Annotated in this window: 15 protein-coding genes and 1 tRNA gene; 4 read left to right on the forward strand and 12 right to left on the reverse strand. The window is 61.3% G+C overall.

The features are described 5' to 3' along the window. Positions 1-14: 14 nt before the first annotated feature. Together C4J83_RS21025 and C4J83_RS21030 are read right to left on the reverse strand one after the other, a co-directional pair. Positions 15-90, reverse strand: a tRNA-Asn gene (locus tag C4J83_RS21025). An 86-nt stretch (positions 91-176) separates the two neighbouring features. Continuing rightward, entirely contained in the window at positions 177-1061 is an 885-nt protein-coding gene (locus C4J83_RS21030) for a LysR family transcriptional regulator (RefSeq protein ID WP_119742410.1), read from the reverse strand. 101 nt (positions 1062-1162) lie between these two features. Between C4J83_RS21030 and lldD the strand changes: the two genes are divergently transcribed. Both lldD and C4J83_RS21040 read left to right on the forward strand, forming a co-directional pair. Further along, positions 1163-2305 carry an FMN-dependent L-lactate dehydrogenase LldD gene (gene lldD / locus C4J83_RS21035; RefSeq protein WP_106576563.1) on the forward strand — a complete coding sequence of 381 codons (1143 nt, stop codon included), beginning with the start codon at positions 1163-1165 and terminating at the stop codon, positions 2303-2305. Positions 2306-2586: 281 nt separating this feature from the next. After that, positions 2587-3516, forward strand: a complete 930-nt coding sequence (locus C4J83_RS21040; RefSeq protein WP_106576562.1) for a GGDEF domain-containing protein — start codon at positions 2587-2589, stop codon at positions 3514-3516. A gap of 22 nt (positions 3517-3538) precedes the next feature. On the opposite strand, the gene C4J83_RS21045 is transcribed toward C4J83_RS21040, so the two are convergent. The 7 genes from C4J83_RS21045 to C4J83_RS21075 form a co-directional block, all read right to left on the reverse strand. Then, entirely contained in the window at positions 3539-4312 is a 774-nt protein-coding gene (locus C4J83_RS21045; protein WP_372239336.1) for an iron-containing redox enzyme family protein, read from the reverse strand. Positions 4313-4389: 77 nt separating this feature from the next. After that, a complete protein-coding gene (locus C4J83_RS21050) occupies positions 4390-6864 on the reverse strand; it encodes an EAL domain-containing protein (RefSeq protein ID WP_106576560.1) in 2475 nt (824 codons plus the stop codon). A 195-nt stretch (positions 6865-7059) separates the two neighbouring features. Continuing rightward, entirely contained in the window at positions 7060-8862 is a 1803-nt protein-coding gene (locus tag C4J83_RS21055) for an ABC transporter ATP-binding protein (protein WP_106576559.1), read from the reverse strand. Next, positions 8855-9457 carry a DsbA family protein gene (locus C4J83_RS21060; RefSeq protein WP_177416175.1) on the reverse strand — a complete coding sequence of 201 codons (603 nt, stop codon included), beginning with the start codon at positions 9455-9457 and terminating at the stop codon, positions 8855-8857. The genes C4J83_RS21055 and C4J83_RS21060 overlap by 8 nt, the downstream gene beginning before the upstream one ends. A 36-nt stretch (positions 9458-9493) precedes the next feature. Beyond that, positions 9494-10435, reverse strand: coding sequence for an oxygen-dependent tRNA uridine(34) hydroxylase TrhO (trhO, locus tag C4J83_RS21065; RefSeq protein WP_124418117.1), 942 nt, complete (start codon positions 10433-10435; stop codon positions 9494-9496). A 189-nt stretch (positions 10436-10624) separates the two neighbouring features. After that, positions 10625-10918 carry a BolA family protein gene (locus C4J83_RS21070; RefSeq protein ID WP_106576556.1) on the reverse strand — a complete coding sequence of 98 codons (294 nt, stop codon included), beginning with the start codon at positions 10916-10918 and terminating at the stop codon, positions 10625-10627. A 6-nt stretch (positions 10919-10924) separates the two neighbouring features. Further along, positions 10925-11443 carry a DUF2059 domain-containing protein gene (locus C4J83_RS21075; protein WP_003236690.1) on the reverse strand — a complete coding sequence of 173 codons (519 nt, stop codon included), beginning with the start codon at positions 11441-11443 and terminating at the stop codon, positions 10925-10927. A 193-nt stretch (positions 11444-11636) separates the two neighbouring features. On the opposite strand from C4J83_RS21075, the gene C4J83_RS21080 reads away from it, so the two are divergent. Beyond that, positions 11637-13025 carry a class II fumarate hydratase gene (locus tag C4J83_RS21080; protein WP_124418118.1) on the forward strand — a complete coding sequence of 463 codons (1389 nt, stop codon included), beginning with the start codon at positions 11637-11639 and terminating at the stop codon, positions 13023-13025. 414 nt (positions 13026-13439) lie between these two features. On the opposite strand, the gene C4J83_RS21090 is transcribed toward C4J83_RS21080, so the two are convergent. From C4J83_RS21090 to pap, 3 genes are all read right to left on the reverse strand, one after another. Next, positions 13440-14396 (reverse strand): DMT family transporter, encoded by a 957-nt coding sequence (locus C4J83_RS21090; protein ID WP_124418120.1) that lies wholly within the window; start codon positions 14394-14396, stop codon positions 13440-13442. 195 nt (positions 14397-14591) lie between these two features. Further along, positions 14592-15776 (reverse strand): thiolase family protein, encoded by a 1185-nt coding sequence (locus C4J83_RS21095; RefSeq protein ID WP_106576552.1) that lies wholly within the window; start codon positions 15774-15776, stop codon positions 14592-14594. A 320-nt stretch (positions 15777-16096) separates the two neighbouring features. After that, positions 16097-17614 (reverse strand): polyphosphate:AMP phosphotransferase, encoded by a 1518-nt coding sequence (gene pap, locus C4J83_RS21100; RefSeq protein ID WP_106576551.1) that lies wholly within the window; start codon positions 17612-17614, stop codon positions 16097-16099. A 155-nt stretch (positions 17615-17769) separates the two neighbouring features. Here pap and mnmC point away from each other — a divergent pair, with 155 nt between their 5' ends. Further along, positions 17770-19758 carry a bifunctional tRNA (5-methylaminomethyl-2-thiouridine)(34)-methyltransferase MnmC2/FAD-dependent 5-carboxymethylaminomethyl-2-thiouridine(34) oxidoreductase MnmC1 gene (mnmC, locus tag C4J83_RS21105; RefSeq protein ID WP_124418121.1) on the forward strand — a complete coding sequence of 663 codons (1989 nt, stop codon included), beginning with the start codon at positions 17770-17772 and terminating at the stop codon, positions 19756-19758. The last annotated feature ends 7 nt before the right edge of the window (positions 19759-19765 follow it).

The following is a 19765-nucleotide window of genomic DNA, read 5'->3' on the forward strand; positions in this document are numbered from 1 at the left end:
GGCTTTTCTCTATCTGGCTCCACGACCTGGACTCGAACCAGGGACCCAATGATTAACAGTCATTTGCTCTACCAACTGAGCTATCGCGGAATGCGCCGTATGTTACTGATTAAAAAGAAGAAGTCAAGCACTGAGGCATATTTTCCAGAATTACTTCGGCCAACCGCTGTGAACGTCTATACCGGGCTGGCCATTTCCTTGGCCAGGTCCAGCCAGGCGCGGGCGGCGGGCGGCAGGTGCGCACTGGCGCGCCACGCCAGGGCGATGTGCCAATCAGTGTGCGCCTCGTCCAAAGCAATCAAGGCGATGCCGGGTTGTTGATGCTTGTGCGCAAGCATGCGCGGCAGAAAAGCGACGCCTAGCCCCGCCGCCACCAAGTCGACGATAAAGTCGATCTGGCCGCTGCGGGCCGTCACCCTCGGCGTCACGCCTTTGCGTTCACAGGCGGCAAGAATCTTGGCATTCAGGGCAAAACCCGCTTCGAACAGGATAAACGGCGAATCCGCCAAGTCGTTGAAATCAATACGTGTGCGTTGGGCGAGTGGATGGCTCATGGGCAGCACGGCCATCAAGGGTTCGTTGCGCACTGACTGATAGTCGAAATCTTCATCCATGGGCAACAGCAGCGCCGCCAGATCGACCTCCCCGGCTTCCAGGCATTCACGCAATTTCTTGCTGCCATACTCGGTAAGCTCGATATCGATATCCGGGTACAGCCTGCGGTAAGCGGCGAACATCGCGGCAAACAACACGCCGCAGCCCACGGGCGGCAAGCCAATGCGCAATACGCCGCGCTTGAGCCCGCGCAGGTCGTTGATCTCGGCCACCAAATCGTTGCGTTCAGCGAGCAACACCAGCGCGCGGCGGTAGGCAATTTCGCCAGCGGCGGTCAGTTCGTTCCTGTGGCCCAGGCGATTGAGCAACGGCGTACCCAATTCATCCTCCAGCGTCTTGACCGCCTTGCTCACGGTGGACTGTGTCAGGGACACCACTTGGGCCGCCTGGGAGAAACCGCCCTGGCGCACCACTTCGACAAAGGCGCGCAGCGTTCTGAGGTTCATCGGTATTCCTTTAGCGACTGGCTACTAGCGATAAAAGTTGTTTTTATCATGCCAGATATTTCCTTATGCTGAACCCACCTTGCCTTGTGGAGACACTGTTGATGATCATCTCGTCCGCTTCCGATTACCGCGCCGCCGCCAAGCGCAAGCTGCCGCGCTTTCTGTTCGACTACATCGACGGCGGCGCCTACGCCGAGCACACGATGCGCGCCAACAGTTCGGACCTGGCCGAGATCAGCCTGCGCCAGCGTATCCTGCGCAACGTCGACAACCTGAGCCTCAAGACCCACCTGTTCGGCCAGGAACTGGCCATGCCCGTGATTCTGAGCCCGGTGGGGCTTACCGGCATGTACGCGCGGCGTGGTGAGGTGCAAGCGGCAAAGGCAGCGGCGAACCAGGGCATTCCGTTTTGCTTGTCGACGGTGTCGGTGTGCTCGATTGAAGAAGTGGCATCGCAGAGCCCGCAGTCGATCTGGTTCCAGCTCTATGTGCTCAAGGACCGTGGATTTATGCGCAATGCGCTGGAGCGCGCGCAGGCTGCCGGGGTCACCACACTGGTATTCACCGTGGACATGCCGACGCCTGGCGCGCGTTACCGCGATGCCCACTCCGGCATGTCCGGGCCGTTCGCGGCGTCGCGACGCATGCTGCAGGCGGTCACCAAACCGCAATGGGCCTTCGACGTAGGCCTGATGGGCCGCCCCCACGATCTGGGCAACATCTCAAAATACCTCGGCAAGCCGACTCATCTGGAAGATTACATCGGCTGGCTGGCCAACAACTTCGACCCGTCGATCAGCTGGAAAGACCTGGAGTGGATCCGTGAATTCTGGAAAGGCCCGATGATCATCAAAGGCATTCTCGACCCACAGGACGCCAAGGATGCGGTGAGTTTCGGCGCCGACGGTATCGTGGTCTCCAACCACGGCGGCCGTCAGCTTGATGGCGTGCTCTCTACCGCCAGAGCCTTGCCGCCGATTGCCGATGGGGTTGGCGATGACCTGACGGTACTTGTCGACTCGGGCATCCGTTCCGGGCTGGATGTGGTGCGCATGCTCGCACTGGGTGCCAAGGCCTGCCTGCTGGGACGCGCGACGGCCTATGCGCTGGCTGCCGATGGCCAGCACGGCGTTGAAAACCTGCTGGACATCTTCGCCAAGGAGATGCGCGTGGCCATGACACTGACCGGCGTGACGTCGATTGATCAGATTGACAGCACTACGCTGGTTCAATCAGCCAAATAACTGACGTCAGTACCCAACGACTGTTTTTACTCTGTAAAATGGTCGTTGATTTATAAGGAGTTTTATTAAGTTAAACGAAATGGCATGAATCTCGCTCTAATCCCTTTCAAGCAGGTTAAGCGATGACAAGACGTGCGGCAGTACCCAGGGGTTATAACCCCTGGTAAAGCGGTTTAAACTGTTACCAATGTTTTACGGAACTGAAGGAACAGTAAGACGCTTGGCACTCGCCACTCTCACGCAGCCTGTAAGACAGTTAAGTGCTTAGAGGCAGATAGCTTATGAAAACACCGACCCAGACTCACGCAATTGACTTCGACAGTGCCAAATTGCAACGCCTGGGCTTTGGTCAGCCGTCTCTCCTGCCACCCCGTCGACCAGCGTCGTTCGCCCAACTTCGTCAGCAATTGAGCCAACAATTGCAAGTCAGCCTGGAGCCCCAGCGGATCCTTGGGCTGTTCTTTCGCGAGATTCAGCGCCTGGTGCCTTTGGATGCGTTGCAGTATCGCCACGAAGCCAGCGACCTGCGCCTGGAATTTGGCCATCGCGGCCACCACTCGGTGAGCTATGCCTTGAGCCATGAAGGTGAGCACTTGGGCGAGCTGATATTTCGACGCAATCAACGCCTGCTGGAAGACGAACTGGTCCAGCTTGAAGCGCTGCTGGCGACGTTGCTTTATCCGATGCGCAACGCCCTGCTCTACCGCGCCGCCACTCGCAGCGCTCTGCGTGACCCGTTGACCGAAACCGGTAATCGCGTCGCCATGGACCAGACCCTGCAACGCGAGATCGACATGGCCCGGCGGCACATGAACCCGTTGTCTCTACTGATGCTGGATATCGATCACTTCAAGAAGATCAACGACACTCACGGCCACGCAACCGGCGACACCGTACTGCGCGCTGTGGCCGGGGCGATCAAAAGCCAGCTGCGCAATGTCGACATGGTGTTTCGATTTGGCGGGGAAGAGTTTTTGATCCTGCTCTCCAACACCGGCCGGGACGCGGCAGGTATGGTCGGCGAGCGCCTGCGCAAGGCAGCACAAGCTCAGGACTATTGGGCAGATACCACGCGGGTGGAGCTGACCGTGAGCCTGGGGTGCTCGACGCTGTTGGCCGCAGAGTCTGCCGAAAGCCTGTTGCGCCGTGCCGACAACGCTTTGTACGTGGCCAAGCGCGAAGGCCGCAACCGCTTGGCAATGGCGGGGTAAACACCCCGCCATCACGCTTACATCATGCCTCGCTGGCGACGCGAACCTGACGCTCGCGAGCGGCCGCAGGCGCCTTTGCTTTTTCGTTCTCCAACTGCATGCAGCTTTCCAAGAACAGATACATGTAGTCGTAGCTCTTGCATACCGCCTGGCGCAGCTCTACCTGCAGGGCTTTGCTGGGGTTCATCCCGGCCAGGGTGCAGATGATTTCCAGCGCTTCCCACGGGTGGGCGTCGTCATACTGCGCGTGCATCTTCAACCACTTCATGGCGCGCTTGCGGTCTTCCTCAGGGAAGGCTGCCGCGTACACACCGGTCGAGCACACCACCGCTGACCACTCCCCGGTTGCACCTTCGATCGCGTAGTTGGTTGCGGCAATCGCGACAATCAACGAATCGGCCGAGCTGGTATGCCAGCACCAATGGCTCAGTGCGTGCAGTTCAGGCGGTACGTTCTGCGCTTGCAGCTCTTCGAGGCTGACGCCGTGGGCGCGGGCCCAATGCACCCAATAGTCGGCGTGGTTGAGCTCCACGCGAATATTGCGCATCAACCACCGGCGCGCCATATCCTCCCCAGGATGACGGGCAAACTTGGTCTTGGTCAGGTTTTGTGCCATGTACAAGGCAAACTGTTCCACCACTGGCCAGCCACCGATCAGGTAATGGCGCATGGTCTTGGCGCTGAGCGTGTTGTCACGCATGCGCTGATACAGTTCGTGTTCGACAACTCGGCGCTTGCTCTCGCTACAGTCCTGGATCAATTGCTGCGCCCAGGCGGGGTAACTCGAGGCTTCCATAAGCGGGCCGGTTCTGTTGAATGTGTCGATCACTGTAAGGCTCCTTTTTAAGTGTGATTGTACAGACCAGCAAAGTTTCAGCGGAATGTGCCGGGCGCCTTGAACAACAGAGGCTGCGGCCGCACAGGTCGACACTGCAAGCTATCAAAGGTAAACAATTGCGGGCGTTCAATCAGGTAGCCCTGAGCGTAATCCACACCTATCTCCAGTAACGCCTGTTCGATTTGCGGTGTTTCAACAAACTCGGCAATTGTGCGCTTACCCATGACATGGCCGATGTGGTTGATCACTTCGACCATAGCGCGGTTAATCGGGTCGTCCAGCATATCCTTTACGAAACTTCCATCGATCTTCAGGAAGTCTACAGGTAAATGTTTCAGATAGGCGAATGAGGACATTCCGGCACAAAAATCGTCGAGCGAAAAATGGCAACCTAAGGCTTTGAGTTCATTAATAAAGCGAATTGCACTGCCCAAATTCGCTATAGCGCTGGTTTCGGTTATTTCAAAACAAATCATTTCAGGCGGAATGCTGTAAGCCTCGAATTTTTCACGTAAAAACCCAAGAAAATCGTCATCTCCAATAGTTATCCCTGACAGATTTATCGCACACATGGCCATAGGTCGGCCTGCACGCTCGTGCATGCAACGGGCGATGATCTTGAATACGTTTTCTACCACCCAGCGGTCCAGTGAAGTCATTAAACCGTAACGTTCGGCGGCCGGGATAAAGCTGTCGGGAAGGATGATCCGGCCGGCCTCGTCGTGCAGACGCAGCAGGATTTCAATATGGCCATTGCCGCCATCGGTTTGGCCAAGCGGGGAGATTTCCTGGGCGTAGAGGCAAAAGCGATTCTCCTCCAACGCCATGTGCAAGCGCTGCACCCAAGCCATCTCGCCAAAACGCAGGGACAACTCCGAGTCATCCGCGTGGTAGACCTGCACGCGGTTGCGGCCCTTTTCCTTGGCCATGTAGCACGCCATGTCGGCGGCTCGCAACGAGGCTTCCAGTGTGGTCGGGGTTTGCGAAATGTGCACCAGACCAATACTGACGGTGGTCATGAAGGGCCGCCCCTTCCACACAAAATGCAGGCTTTGCACGGTATGGCGCAGGCTTTCGGCGATCTTTTCCGCCACAGGTGCCGGGCAGTTCTCCAGCAGAATGCCGAACTCGTCTCCGCCCAGCCGCGCCAGCGTGTCGCCCTCACGCAGGTCCGATTGCAGCAGTGCGCAGATGTGGCGCAGCAATTCGTCGCCCGCCGCATGACCGCAGGTGTCGTTGACCAGCTTGAACTGGTCAAGGTCGAGGAACATCAACGCATGCCGCCCGCTTTGCTGGCGCCCTGCCGGGTGCAGCACTTGCTCAAGGCGATACTCGAATTCGCGGCGGTTGGCCAGGCCGGTCAATGCATCGTGGGTCGCCTGCCAGGAGAGGTTGGCAATGTATTGACGCTCCTGAGTCATGTCGTGCAGCACCAGCACCGCACCGCTGACCTTGCCTGCACTGCGGATCGGCGCGCCCACCAGCGTCACCGACACGGTACTGCCGTCCAGGCGCTGGATCAGCTTCGAATGTTCGCTGCCGCCACTGAGCCGGCCCTTGATGATGTGTTCCAGCAGCGTAAAGCCGTCCGGCTCGGCGTTTTCGTCCAGCAGCTTGAACAGCGCCGCCAGGGGCAGCCCTTGGGCCTGCGATGAGCGCCAGTGAGTCAGTGCCTCCGCCGCGGGGTTCATGTAGGCAATGGCGCCGTCGACGTCGGTGGTGATCACGCCGTCGCCGATCGACTCGAGGGTGATCTGCGCTCGCTCCTTCTCCACCTGCAAGGCGTCGGCGAAGGCATGGCGCTGGGTCAGCAACTTGTGGGTGCGCAGCAGGGCCAACGCGATCAGGCCCAGTGCGGTGGCCAGGTTAGTGATCAACAGCAGGCGCAGGATGACACGCGAGCCCTCGCCCAGGGCATCACTGAAGGCTTTGGCAGCCGGCGTGACGCCGTCGTTGATGGCGTTGATGCGCGTTTTCCAGGCCTTCACGTCGGTGCTGCTGGCCTGGTCAGCGCTGATCGCCCGATGCATCGTGCGCGCCAGGTCATCCAGTTGCACCAGGTAACCATCGCCCACGGTCCACAGCTCGATGGCTTTTTCCAGATAACTGAAATGGCGGAAGTTGAGGTACAACCAGATCAGGCTGGAAACGTCATCAGGGTGGTTGCCGCCCTTGAGGATACCCAGGCGCGCGGCCGTCAGGTCGGGCGTGGGTCGGTCAAGGGCAATGCGCAATTCATGCCCACCCTGGGGCACGGCGATGGCTTGCTGGTATTTGAGGTAAGTGGCCGGATCGCGGTTGTCGGCGTAAAGGGTCAGGTAGTAGATCGCATCTTTCTGACCCTTGGACCACAGGCTTTCACCGGCCACATAACCGCGTACTGCCGAGAGCATGTAGAGGCTGACGCAACCCAGCAATGCCTGGAACAGGACTACCGCGATAAACGGCCAGACGATGCCCAACAACCGAGGCGTACTTAGCGTCGTTCCGAGAGTGCGCTTTTGCTTCATGAGGTCCCTTGCACAAGCACCACCAAAAACAGGCGAGTGATTAACGCTCCTGACAGCACAATCTTGGCTAAATTCGCTCGATCCGCTCAAGGGCGTCGGGTCTATTCAGCGCCTGAACCTTGAACGGCGCAGGAAAGCCGCTATTTCCTGGGGAGACTCTCGTACCTGCCAGAGTCAATCATTGCAAACCCAACGTTACCGAACTTGCTGCAAATGCCCGTAGAGCTTGGCGTACAGGCCACCGTCGGCGATCAGCTGCTGATGATCGCCATCCTCGGCGATGTGCCCACCATCAAACACCAGTACCCGGTCAGCCTGTTTCACCGCTGAAAGCCGGTGCGCGATGATCAGTGTAGTACGCCCACTGAGAAACCGCGCCAGCGCCTGGTGCAGGTTGTATTCGGTGGCGGCGTCCAGGGCGGACGTGGCCTCATCCAGAATCACCACTTTGGGCTCGGCCAACACCATTCGCGCGATGGCCAGGCGTTGACGCTGACCGCCGGAAAACCGTACGCCGGAGCGCCCCACTACGCTGTCCAGCCCCAGCGGCAGTGCCTTGACGGTAGCATCCAGCTGGGCGATTTCCAGTGCCTGCCAACAGGCCTGATCGCTGCGGGTGCGACCCATGGTCAGGTTGGCGCGCACGGTGTCGTTGAACAACGCCGGGTGTTGCAGCACCACGGCGACGTTTTCGCGGATAGTCGCAAGCCCGATTTCCTGCTGGGTGGCCCCGCCGAAGCGAATGCTGCCGGCTTGCGGCGTATACAGCCCCAGCAGCAGTTGCACCAGGGTACTTTTGCCGCCGCCGCTGGCGCCGACAATCGCAACCTTCTCACCCGGCGCAATGGCCAGGTTCAACTGATCGAGCACCAGCTCGTCGCCGTAGCCGAAATTCAGGCCGCGCACCTCGATGCCGACGGTCTCACGCCCGGTGAACGGGTCTGCGCCGCCGGCATACTGCGGCTCGTCGGCGCGCGCCAGCAGCTCGTTGATCCGCGTCAGCGCCCCGCCCGCCGCGTAGTAAGCGTATTGCAGGTTCAACAACTGCTCCACCGGCCCGATCATGAACCACAGGTAGCTGAACACCGCGAGCATCTGGCCGATGGACAAGTCGGAAAACAGCACCGTGAGCATCGCCGCAGCGCGGAAGATGTCGATGCCAAACTGAAACAACAGGCCACTGGCACGGCTGGAGGCGTCGGTTTTCCATTGGGAATGGATCGCGTAGTCGCGCACTTCCTGGGCGCGCTGGCCGAGGCGTCCGAGGAAAAAGCCCTGGCGGTTTCCCGCACGCACTTCCTGGATCGCGTCGAGGGTTTCGGTCAATGCCTGGGTAAAGCGCGACGTGCTGTCGTTTTCAAGCTTCTTCAAGTGTTTGACGCGTTTGCCCAGCTGTACCGTGGCGTAGATCACCAACGGATTGAACAGCAGGATCAGCAGCGCCAACTGCCAGTGCATCCACACCAGAATCGCCGAAGTGCCGACCAGCGTGAGCATGGCCACCAGGAAGCGGCTGAGGGTCTCGCCGACAAACTTGTCCAGCGTATCCAGGTCGGTGACCAGGTGCGTGGTAACCGTGCCGCTGCCCAGGCTTTCGTATTCGCCAAGGGAAATGCGCTTGAGCCGCTCGATCAGGCGCACGCGAATGCGGTAGACAATGTCCTTCGCCAGCCGCGCAAACAGCCGCGCCTGCACCACGTTGAATACCAGTGCGCCGCAACGCAGGCACAGCGTCAGCAACAGCATCAGGCCGATATAACCGGCCGCCTTCTGCCAGCCCAGGGGCAACGCGTTGTTCATCACCTTGAGCGCGGCATCGCCACGGCCCAGCAACACTTCGTCTACCAGCAGAGGCAACAGCAATGGAATCGGCACGCTGCACAACGTCGCCAGCACAGCGACGCCGTTGGCAATCCACAGCGATTTTTTGTGGCGCAGGGCCAGGCGGCGAATCTCCGCCCAGGTCAGTCGGTCGGTACGGTCGGGCTGGTCATGCACAGGTGGCTCGCTCCAACCAGCGGGCGAGCAATGGCGACAGCTCGGACAGCGGCTGGTAGCCGTTGGTCAACAAGGCCAACTGACCGTTCCGCTCAGCCAGCAGGGTCGGGAAACCGGCAATGCCCAGATCCTGCACCCAGGTGAAATCAGCGGCCGTCGCGGCGTGCTGCTCGGCGCGGTCGAACGCGCCGGCAAACTCGATACGCGGGATGCCCGCCTCCTCGGCCAGATCTACCAGCACGCTGGCCAGCGTCACATCGCGGCCCTCGACGTAAAACGCGCGCTGGATCAGCCCCAGCAGCTTCCACGCGCAATCCGGCGCCAGGCTGCGCGCCGTGACGATGGCGCGGCACGCGGGCTCGGTGTCATAGACAAAACCATCGGGCAGTGCGCCTTCACGCGTGAACGGCTGACCGGTGGCCTCGGTGACCGCCTGCCAGTGCTCAAGGATGTAGCGCCGGGTGGTCGGCTCCAACGCCGCGCCACTGCCGGTGCGCAAACCGCCCACCACCAGGTGCAGCTCCACGCCCGCAGCCTGGGCCTGCTCGACCAACGCCTCGGCCACCGGGGCAAAGCCCCAGCACCAGGAACACATCGGGTCCATCACATAGAGCAGGCGCGCGGGCATGGGTCAGGCCTCGGAAGGGGTTTGCTTATAGTTGAAGCCAATCGGGTGCGGCATATTGCGGGCCTTGGCCAGCTCGATCTGCTTTTGCCGGTCAATCGCGCTGCGACGGGTCTTCTCCGGCAGCTTATCCCAGCAATGCGGGCAGCTGATGCCAGCCACATAGTGCTCGGACGCGCGGTCTTCGACGCTGACCGGTGTACGGCAGGCATGACATTGATCGTAGTCGCCTTCGCTCAAGTCGTGGCGCACAGTCACGCGGTTGTCGAACACAAAGCAGTCGCCCTGCCATTTGGTCTCTTCCTGCGGCACCTCTTCGAGGTACTTCAGAATGCCGCCCTTGAGGTGGTAAACCTCGTCAAAGCCTTCGCTGAGCATGTAGCTCGACGCCTTTTCGCAGCGAATGCCGCCGGTGCAGAACATGGCGACTTTCTTGTGCTTGGCCGGGTCGAAGTTGGCTTTGATGTAGTCGGGAAATTCGCGAAAACTGGTGGTCTTCGGGTCAATCGCGCCTTCAAAGGTGCCAATGGACACTTCGTAATCGTTACGGGTGTCGATCAACAGTACTTGCGGGTCGCTGATCAGCGCGTTCCAGTCTTTGGGGTCGACGTAGGTGCCGACTTTTTTATTCGGGTCGACGCCTTCGACGCCCAGGGTCACGATCTCTTTCTTGAGCTTGACCTTGGTGCGGTAGAACGGCTGGTCATCGCAGTACGACTCTTTGTGGTCGATGTCGTCCATGCGTGGGTCGTTCTTCAGCCAGGCCATCAGGCCATCAATGCCTTCGCGGCTGCCGGAAACGGTGCCGTTGATGCCTTCTTCGGCGATCAGTAACGTGCCTTTGATGCCGTTGTCGACCATCGCCTGCAGCAGTGGCTCGCGCAGGGCGACGTAATCTTCGAGGGTGACGAACTTATACAGTGCCGCCACGACAATCGGTTGAGTCATGGGTGTTCTCTCCAGGTGGCTACCCTCGTAAGGGGTGAACCGGATAACGGCAGCTGCGAGTTTTTAGCCGCAAGCTGCAAGTAAAAGCAAAAAAAACGCGCCGACTGGGCGGCGCGTTGGGGATTGTAGCAAGAAGGCAGCTGCGAGGGCTCTAATCTTGTCGCTGACAGCTGACAACGTGTGGCTGCTTCAATGCCCTCCGGCGCAGGTCGGCGAGGCCGGGGCTGCGTCGATTTTCGCCCATTCTTCAGGCGTGTAGGTATGCAGCGCCAACGCATGAAACTCGCTCATCAGGTCACCCAGCGTGGCGTAGACCGTCTGATGGCGCTTGACGCGGTTAAGCCCCTCGAACTGCTGGCTGACCAGCACGGCCTTGAAGTGGGTCTGCAACCCACGGCTGTGCATATGGCTTTCATCCAGCACGCTCACGTGTTGCGGGCTCAGGGCGGCGAGCGCCGTTTCGATACGCTGTTGCATGTTCATTCCTGCTTACTTCTTCTTGGCCGGTGCGGCGGCTTTTGGCGTCAGCTCGTTGGTCATGTCTTCCAACAGCTTGTTGACTACCGGCACAGCGCTTTCCAGCTTGGCCTGGGTCATCTGTGCCGACTGCTGGGTCAGCTGCGGCATTTTTTCCAGGACTTTCTTGCCCAGTGGCGACTGGTAGAAGGCAACCAGGTCCTTGAGTTCGGATTCGCTGAAGTTGGTGGTGTAAAGCTTGACCATGTCCGGTTTCAGCTTCGGCCAGCCGATGGCCTGGTCCAGCGCGGCGTTGGCCTTGGCCTGGTAGCTGTCCAGTACGGACTGCTTGGCGGCAGGCGCCTTGGTCTGTTCGAAACGCTGGGCGAACATTTGCTGCACTTGCATGTACACCGGGGTACCCAGCTTGTCAGCGTGGGCCAGGGTAAGGAAGGCTTCGGCACTGGCGTTATGGCTGGCGGTATCGGCAAAGACTTGGCCGCTGGCGCAAACCAGAGCAACCGCGGTACAGATGGCACGAAGACGAGTCATCGAGTTTCCTTTTCTAGCAGGCGAGGTAAGACCCCAAGGGCGACCATTCTGCGCCTAAAAAACCTCGCGGCTCAACCCCAGGCCTTGTTCGGCCTGGATTTGCAGGGCTTGCCTGCGATGAAAAGTCTTTTATGGAACCCCCAAGGCCCATCACGGCCTAAACTGCGCAAACGAACCTGAAGGAGTGTGCCCGATGAGCCGTATCGAAACCGACAGCCTGGGAGAAGTGCATGTCCCGGATGACGCTTACTGGGGCGCGCAGACCCAACGCTCGCTGGTGAATTTCGCCATCGGCGAGCAACGCATGCCATTGGCTGTGCTGCATGCCCTGGCCCTGATCAAGAAGGCAGCGGCGCGGGTCAACGACCGCAATGGCGACTTGCCTGCCGATATCGCCCGCCTGATCGAACAGGCCGCCGATGAAGTGCTCGACGGTCAGCATGACGACCAGTTCCCACTGGTGGTCTGGCAGACCGGCAGCGGCACCCAGAGCAACATGAACGCCAACGAAGTGATCGCCGGCCGCGCCAACGAGCTGTCGGGCCAGCCCCGCGGTGGCAAAAGCCCGGTGCACCCGAACGATCATGTCAACCGCTCCCAAAGCTCCAACGACTGCTTCCCCACCGCCATGAGCATCGCGACGGTGCAGGCGATCAACAAGCAACTGTTGCCGGCGATCACCAACCTGTCAGGTGGGCTGGCGGAGCTGTCGGCGCGGCACATGAAGCTGGTCAAGACCGGCCGCACGCACATGATGGACGCCACGCCGATCACTTTTGGCCAGGAAGTCTCGGCGTTTATCGCCCAGCTCGACTACGCCGAACGCGCGATCCGCAGCGCCCTGCCCCCGGTGTGCGAACTGGCCCAGGGCGGCACCGCCGTCGGCACCGGGCTCAACTCGCCCCACGGCTTTGGCGAGGCGATTGCTGCCGAGTTGGCCGCCTTGTCGGGGCTGCCCTTTGTGACCGCCCCGAACAAATTCGCCGCCCTCTCCGGCCACGAGCCGCTGGTAACCTTGCACGGCGCGCTGAAAACCCTCGCGGTGGCGCTGATGAAAATCGCCAACGACCTGCGCCTGCTGGGTTCCGGCCCGCGCGCCGGGTTGGCCGAGGTCAAGTTGCCAGCCAACGAGCCGGGCAGCTCGATCATGCCGGGCAAGGTCAACCCGACTCAATGCGAAGCGCTGTCGATGCTGGCCTGCCAAGTGCTGGGCAATGACGTGACCATCGGCATTGCCGCCAGCCAGGGCCACTTGCAGTTGAACGTGTACAAGCCGGTGATCATCCACAACCTGCTGGAATCGATCCGCCTGCTGGCCGACGGTTGCAACAACTTCCAGGAACACTGCATTGCCGGCCTTGAGCCGGATGCCGAGCAAATGGCCGAACACCTGGAACGCGGCCTGATGCTGGTGACCGCGCTCAACCCGCACATTGGCTACGACAAGTCGGCGCAGATCGCCAAGAAGGCGTATGCCGAGGGCCTGACGCTGCGTGAAGCCGCACTGGCGCTGGGCTTCTTGACTGATGAAGAGTTCGACCAGTGGGTACGCCCGGAAAACATGCTCGAGGCCGGCCACTAACCTCGGGCTTTTGACTCGCTTTCGATCTGCTTTTGATCCAAAGCGACCCGTTAACCACGCTGGCCGCACGCAGGCTTGAATCCGTGGCTAACCCGGCAGGACGCCGGGTTAGCCACGCTGGGCCGAGGATGGCCCAGCGCGGCGGCCCACGGATTCAAGCCTGCGTGCGAGCACACCGAGCCTAGGCGAGGTGCCGAGTGGTGGAGCGAGGACCTTTTGCTTACTTTTGGGCCTTCCAACAGTGAGCCGCTGTAAGCGCGCAACCAATAGCAGCCGTTACCGCAGAAATGGATAGGTACGCCGACTAATATCCCAGTCAACTGACATACCGCCATCGCAGGCAAGCCAGCTCCCACATTTAAACCGGTTTACCACCCTAAAGCCGCGGCGACGACTCGGCCGCCACGCCAGGCATCAAGACGCCAGCCGCAGCCGCCGAGCCCTGAGCCCCGCCAGCAACGACGGCGCCAGCGCCACCGTCGCCGACCCCAGCACCACCACCAGCGCCCCGACGTAGCCCAAGGCGTTGATCTCTTCGGCCTGCACAAACGCCGGCCATAGCCACGCCGCCAACGCCACCGCCACAAACGTCACCAAGGGCGTCAGCGCCAACGTCGCACTGACCCGCGAGGCCTCCCAATGCGCCAACGCTTCGGCAAACGCACCGTAAGCCACCAGCGTATTCATGCAGCACGCCAGCAACAGCCAGCCTTGCAGCGGGCTCAACTGCAGCGCCTCCAGCGGATGCGCCCACGGCGTGAGCAACGCGGCGCACGACAGGTAGATCACCATCATCACCTGCAGCGAATTCCACACCGTCAGCAACTGCTTCTGGCCCAAGGCGTAAAACACCCAGATGGTGGTGGCGAGCAGAATCGTCAGCACCCCGGCGGTGTAGGTGCCCAGGGACGTGAGCATTTCCACCAGGCGTTGATTGAAGAACAGCCCGAAGCCGATGATCAACACCACCAGGCCAACACCCTGGCCCAGGCTGAAACGCTCCTTGAACACAAACACGCTGGCGACCATCAGAAAGATCGGCCCCATCTGCACCACCAACTGGGCCGTGCCGGGGCTGAGCATTTTCAGGCCTACCAGGTACAACACGTAATTGCCCACCAGCCCGCACACCGCCATGGCTACCAGCCAACCGCCTTTTGGGCCGAGCACTTTGCGGCTGGGCAGGCGTTGGGTGAGGGCCAAGTAGATAAACAAGCAGCTACCGGCGACAACCAGGCGAAACCAGGTGACGGTGACCGGGTCCATCACCAGCAACACTTGTTTGAGTTTGATCGGCAGGATGCCCCACAGGAACGCGGTCAGCAGGGTCAAGCCAAAGCCATAAACCCAGCGGCCGGAAGAGATGTGCATGAGTGCCCCGAATGCCTGAGGAAGTGGAGGCAGCATTCTAGGGGCAAGCGCACGAATTGGGATACGACACAATTCAAATGTGGGAGCGGGCTTGCTCGCGAACGCGGTGGGTCAGCCTTGCATGTGTTGACTGATCCACCGCTTTCGCGGGCAAGCCCGCTCCCACATTTTTAAGCCGGGTTTCTTCAGTGGGACCTAGCGTACGGCTTCGAAGAGCCCAGTGGCGCCCATGCCGCCGCCCACGCACATGGTGACCACGCCGTAACGCAGGTTGCGTCGTTGCAGCTCGCGCACCAAATGCCCGACTTGTCGCGAACCGGTCATGCCGAACGGGTGCCCGATGGAAATCGAGCCGCCATTGACGTTGTATTTGGCGTTGTCGATCGCCAGGCGGTCGCGCGCATACAGGCACTGCGAGGCAAACGCCTCGTTGAGTTCCCACAGGTCGATATCCGCTACCTGCAAGCCCTTGGCCTTGAGCAATTTGGGCACCGAAAACACCGGGCCAATGCCCATCTCGTCCGGCTCGCAACCGGCCACGGTAAACCCGCGGAAAAACGCCTTGGGCTTGAGCCCCAGCGCCAGGGCTTTTTCCAGGCTCATCACCAGTGTCATCGACGCGCCATCGGACAGCTGCGAGGAGTTGCCAGCCGTCACCGAGCCGTCTTCGGCAAACACCGGTTTGAGCCCTTGCAGGCTGGCCAGCGTGGTGTCCGGGCGGTTGCAGTCATCGCGATCCACCACGCCTTCAAGGATCTGCACCGCGCCGGTGTGCTTGTCCTCGACCTTGTACGTGACCGTCATCGGCACGATTTCATCGTCGAACAACCCGTCGGCCTGGGCCTGCGCGGTGCGCTGCTGGCTCTGCAGGGCGTAGCGGTCCTGCGCTTCGCGGCTGACGTTATAGCGCCGCGCGACGATTTCGGCGGTCTGGCCCATCGGGAAGTAGATGCCCGGCACCTGCTCTTGCAGCAGCGGGTTGATCAGGTTGTCGGTGTTGACGCTTTTGAGGGTCAGGCTGATCGATTCAACGCCACCGGCGACGATGATGTCGCTGCAACCCGAGGCGATCTGGTTGGCCGCGATCGCGATCGCCTGCAAGCCCGAGGAGCAGAACCGGTTGAGGGTCATGCCTGCCGTGCCCGTGCCCAATTGCGAGAGCACTGCCACATTGCGCCCGATGTTGTAGCCCTGCGCGCCTTCGTTGGAACCGGCACCGACGATGCAATCCTCGACCGTCGCCGGGTCGATGCCATTACGGCTCAGCAGTGCATTCACGCAATGGGCCGCCATGTCGTCGGGACGGGTCTGGTTGAACTTGCCACGAAAGGATTTGGCCAGGCCGGTTCGCACGCTGTCGACGATCACTACTTCACGCATGGGCTACCTCGATCTTGTCGTTGTTGGGAGACCAACCGAGGATAAATCCACGCCCTCCCCACCGCGATGATCATTCACCCCGCCTATACAAAAGCATGGCGATGAGCAGGCTGGTTCTGCCAAGTGGGATGGTGTGGCGGACACGCTCACTGTGGCGAGCAGGCTTGCCCTGCGTTGGGGCGCGAAGCGGCCCTGATGCAGACGCCGCGTACTTTCATTTAGAACGCATTGACCGACTATGGGGCCGCTTCGCAGCCCAACGCAGGGCAAGCCTGCTCACCACAAAAAGCCTGCCTGCCACAGGTCAGCGCTCGCCAACGCTATTTTTTCTTTTTCTTCTTGTCGTGCTTGTCGGTTTTGTCGAACGCCTCTTCCAGCGCGCGGTTGATGGTGCGCAGCACCTTGACCCGCGCCCAGCGCTTGTCGTTGGCTTCGACCAGCGTCCAGGGCGAGATTTCAGTGCTGGTACGGTCGACCATGTCGCCCACGGCGGCACGGTAGTCATCCCACTTGTCGCGATTGCGCCAGTCGTCTTCAGTAATTTTGAAGCGCTTGAACGGGATGTTCTCGCGGGCCTGGAAGCGCTCCAGCTGGGTGTCCTTGTCAATCGCCAGCCAGAACTTGACCACGATCACACCGGCATCGCGCAACTGCTCTTCAAAGTCATTGATCTCGCCGTAGGCGCGCATCCAGTCCGCCGGGGTGCAGAAACCTTCGATGCGCTCCACCAGCACGCGCCCGTACCACGAGCGGTCGAACACCGTGAACATGCCGCGCGCCGGAATCTTCTGCCAGAACCGCCACAGGTACGGTTGGGCACGCTCGTCTTCACTCGGCGCGGCAATCGGCACGATGTGGTACTGACGCGGGTCCAGCGCCGCCGCCACACGCCGGATCGCCCCGCCCTTGCCCGCCGCATCGTTGCCTTCGAACACGGTGACCAGCGCGTGCCTGCGCATGCGTTTGTCACGCATCAGGCCGGAGAAACGCGCCTGCTCGGTGATCAGCTGTTCTTCGTAATCGTCCTTGTCCAGGCTCAAGGTCATGTCGAGGCTGTCGAGCAGGCTCTTCTGATCCACCGAGGCCAACAACGGCGCCGGGTTCATGCCGCTGGCCTTGCCCTTGGGTAACTTCAGTGCATTTTGCAGGCCCTCGAGCAGGATCTTGCCCACGGTGAGGCTGCGGTAGTGCGCATCGACCCCTTCGATCACATGCCATGGCGCGTAGTCGCGGCTGGTGCGGCGCAGGATGCGCTCACCAAAATGCACAAATTTGTCGTAGGTCTCGGACTGCTGCCAGTCCAGCGGGCTGATGCGCCAGCTGTGCAGCGGGTCATCGGCCAACGCCTTGAGTCGTGCTTTCATCTGTTTCTTGGACAGGTGAAACCAGAACTTGAAGATCAGCGCGCCTTCGTCGCAGAGCATTTTTTCCAGGCGCTCGGCACCGGCGATGGCCTGGTCCAGGCGTGCATCCTTGATCTCGCCGTGCACGCGGCTTTGCAGCATCTGGCTGTACCAATTGCCGAAAAAAATGCCCATGCGGCCTTTGGCCGGCAATTGCCGCCAGTAGCGCCAGGCCGGTGGGCGCGCCAGTTCTTCGTCGGTCTGCTGGTCAAAGGTACGCACTTCGATCAGGCGCGGGTCCATCCATTCGTTAAGCAGCTTGACGGTCTCGCCCTTGCCGGCGCCCTCAATGCCGTTGATCAAGATAATCACCGGGAAGCGCTTCTGCTGCTGCAGCTCGTACTGCACTTCCAGCAACGCTTCGCGCAGGGCCGGCACTTCGGCTTCATAGGTGTCTTTGTCGATGGCGTGACCGATTTCGGCGGATTCGAACATGGGCAGCTCCGTTTCAAGTTGGATCAAGACTAGCGGATTGGGCAACAACGCGCGGGAGGAAATTCCACGCCAACGTGCCGTGGGTCAATTCAAAGCCCATTGATCGGCTAGAATGGCCGCCTTGCTTTTGCCTGCTTTTATTTTATGAGCCGCCCATGAACCCCATCACCCACGCCCAGCTCGACTGGGACGACCAAGGTCGCCCGCACTCGCGGGTGTTCGACGATGTGTATTTTTCCGACCAGTCGGGCCTTGAAGAAACCCGCTACGTGTTCCTCGAACAGAACCGTCTGCAGGCGCGCTTTGCCGCCCTGCCGGTGAACGGGCGGCTGGTGATCGGCGAAACGGGGTTTGGCACCGGCTTGAACTTTCTGTGCGCCTGGCAGCTGTTCGAACAGCATGCGGTGCCGGGCGCGCGCCTGCATTTTGTCAGCGTGGAAAAGTACCCGCTGAGCCACGCCGACCTGCAACGCGCCCTCGCCCTCTGGCCAGAGCTTGCGCCCTTCGCCGAGCAACTGCTGGCGCACTACATTGCCATCCACCCAGGCTTCCAGCGGCTGGTGCTGGATAACGGCCGCGTGACGCTGACCCTGTTGATCGGCGATGCCCTGGAGCAGTTGCCACAACTGGATGCCCAGGTCGATGCGTGGTTTCTCGACGGCTTCGCCCCGGCAAAAAATCCCGACATGTGGACCGCCGAACTGTTTGCCGAACTGGCCCGCCTGGCGGCACCCGGCTCGACCATCAGCACCTTCACCAGCACCGGCTGGGTACGCCGGTTGATCAACGCCGCCGGGTTCAAGATGAAACGCACGCCAGGCATCGGGCATAAGTGGGAGATCCTGCGCGGTGAATTCCTCGGTTGGCCGGCCGAAACGCCGCCACCTGCCCACAGCAAACCGTGGTTCGCCCGCCCGGCGCCGGTGCCCGGTGAGCGCAGCGCTCTGGTGATCGGCGGCGGCCTGGCCGGGTGCGCCACGGCGGCCAGCCTGGCGGCACGTGGCTGGCGTGTGAGCCTGCTGGAGCGCCACGGCGCCCTGGCACAGGAAGCCTCGGGCAACCCGCAAGGCGTGCTTTACCTCAAGCTCTCGGCTCATGGCACGGCGCTTTCGCAGCTGATCCTCAGCGGCTTCGGCCATACGCGGCGCTTGCTTGAGCACCTGCAGCGCGGCGTCGATTGGGACGGTTGCGGCGTGCTGCAACTGGCCTTCAATGCCAAGGAAGCCGAGCGCCAGGCCCAGTTGGCCGCCGCGTTTGCGCCGGGCCTGCTGCACCTGCTTGATCAGGCTCAAGCTCAGGCGCGCGCCGGCGTGGCGCTCGAACACGGCGGGCTGTTTTACCCCGAGGGCGGCTGGGTGCACCCGCCGGCATTATGCCAATGGCAAGCGCAGCACCCGTTGATCGACGTGCTGCCTCACCACGAAGCCCTTGAGTTGCAGCGCGTTGACGGTCAATGGCAAGCCCTGGCCGGCGACACCCTGCTGGCGAGCGCAAGCGTGGTGGTGCTGGCAGGTGCCGCCGAGATCAAGCGGTTTGCGTTCAGTGCCGACCTGCCGCTCAAACGCATTCGCGGGCAGATCACACGGCTGGCAGAAACGACGGCGAGCCAGGCGCTGGCCACCGTGGTATGCGCCGAAGGCTATGTCGCCCCTGCGCGCCTGGGTGAACACACCCTGGGCGCCAGCTTCGACTTCAAGAGCGACGACCTGACGCCCACTGTCGCCGAGCACGCCGGCAATCTGGCGATGCTGCGGGAAATCTCCCTCGACCTGGCCGACCGTCTCGGCGCCGATGCCTGCTCTGCCGAGCAGCTTGAAGGCCGCGCCGCATTCCGCTGCACCAGCCCCGACTACCTGCCGATTGTCGGGCCGCTGGCCGAACGCGAGGCGTTCGACCAGGCCTACGCGGTCCTGCGCAAGGACGCCCGCCACGTGCCGCCCACACCTTGCCCGTGGCTGGACGGCGTGTACATCAACAGCGGCCACGGCTCACGTGGCCTGGTGACCGCGCCGCTGTGTGCCGAGCTGCTGGCGGCCTGGCTGGACGCCGAACCCTTGCCCTTGCCCAGCAGCGTGGCCGAGGCTTGCCACCCCAACCGTTTTGCCGTGCGCGCGCTGATTCGCAGCAACGCCGGCAAGCCTTAGACCTGGC

It is taken from the genome of Pseudomonas sp. LBUM920 (genome assembly GCF_003852315.1).
In the GTDB taxonomy this organism is placed as follows: Bacteria; Pseudomonadota; Gammaproteobacteria; order Pseudomonadales; family Pseudomonadaceae; genus Aquipseudomonas.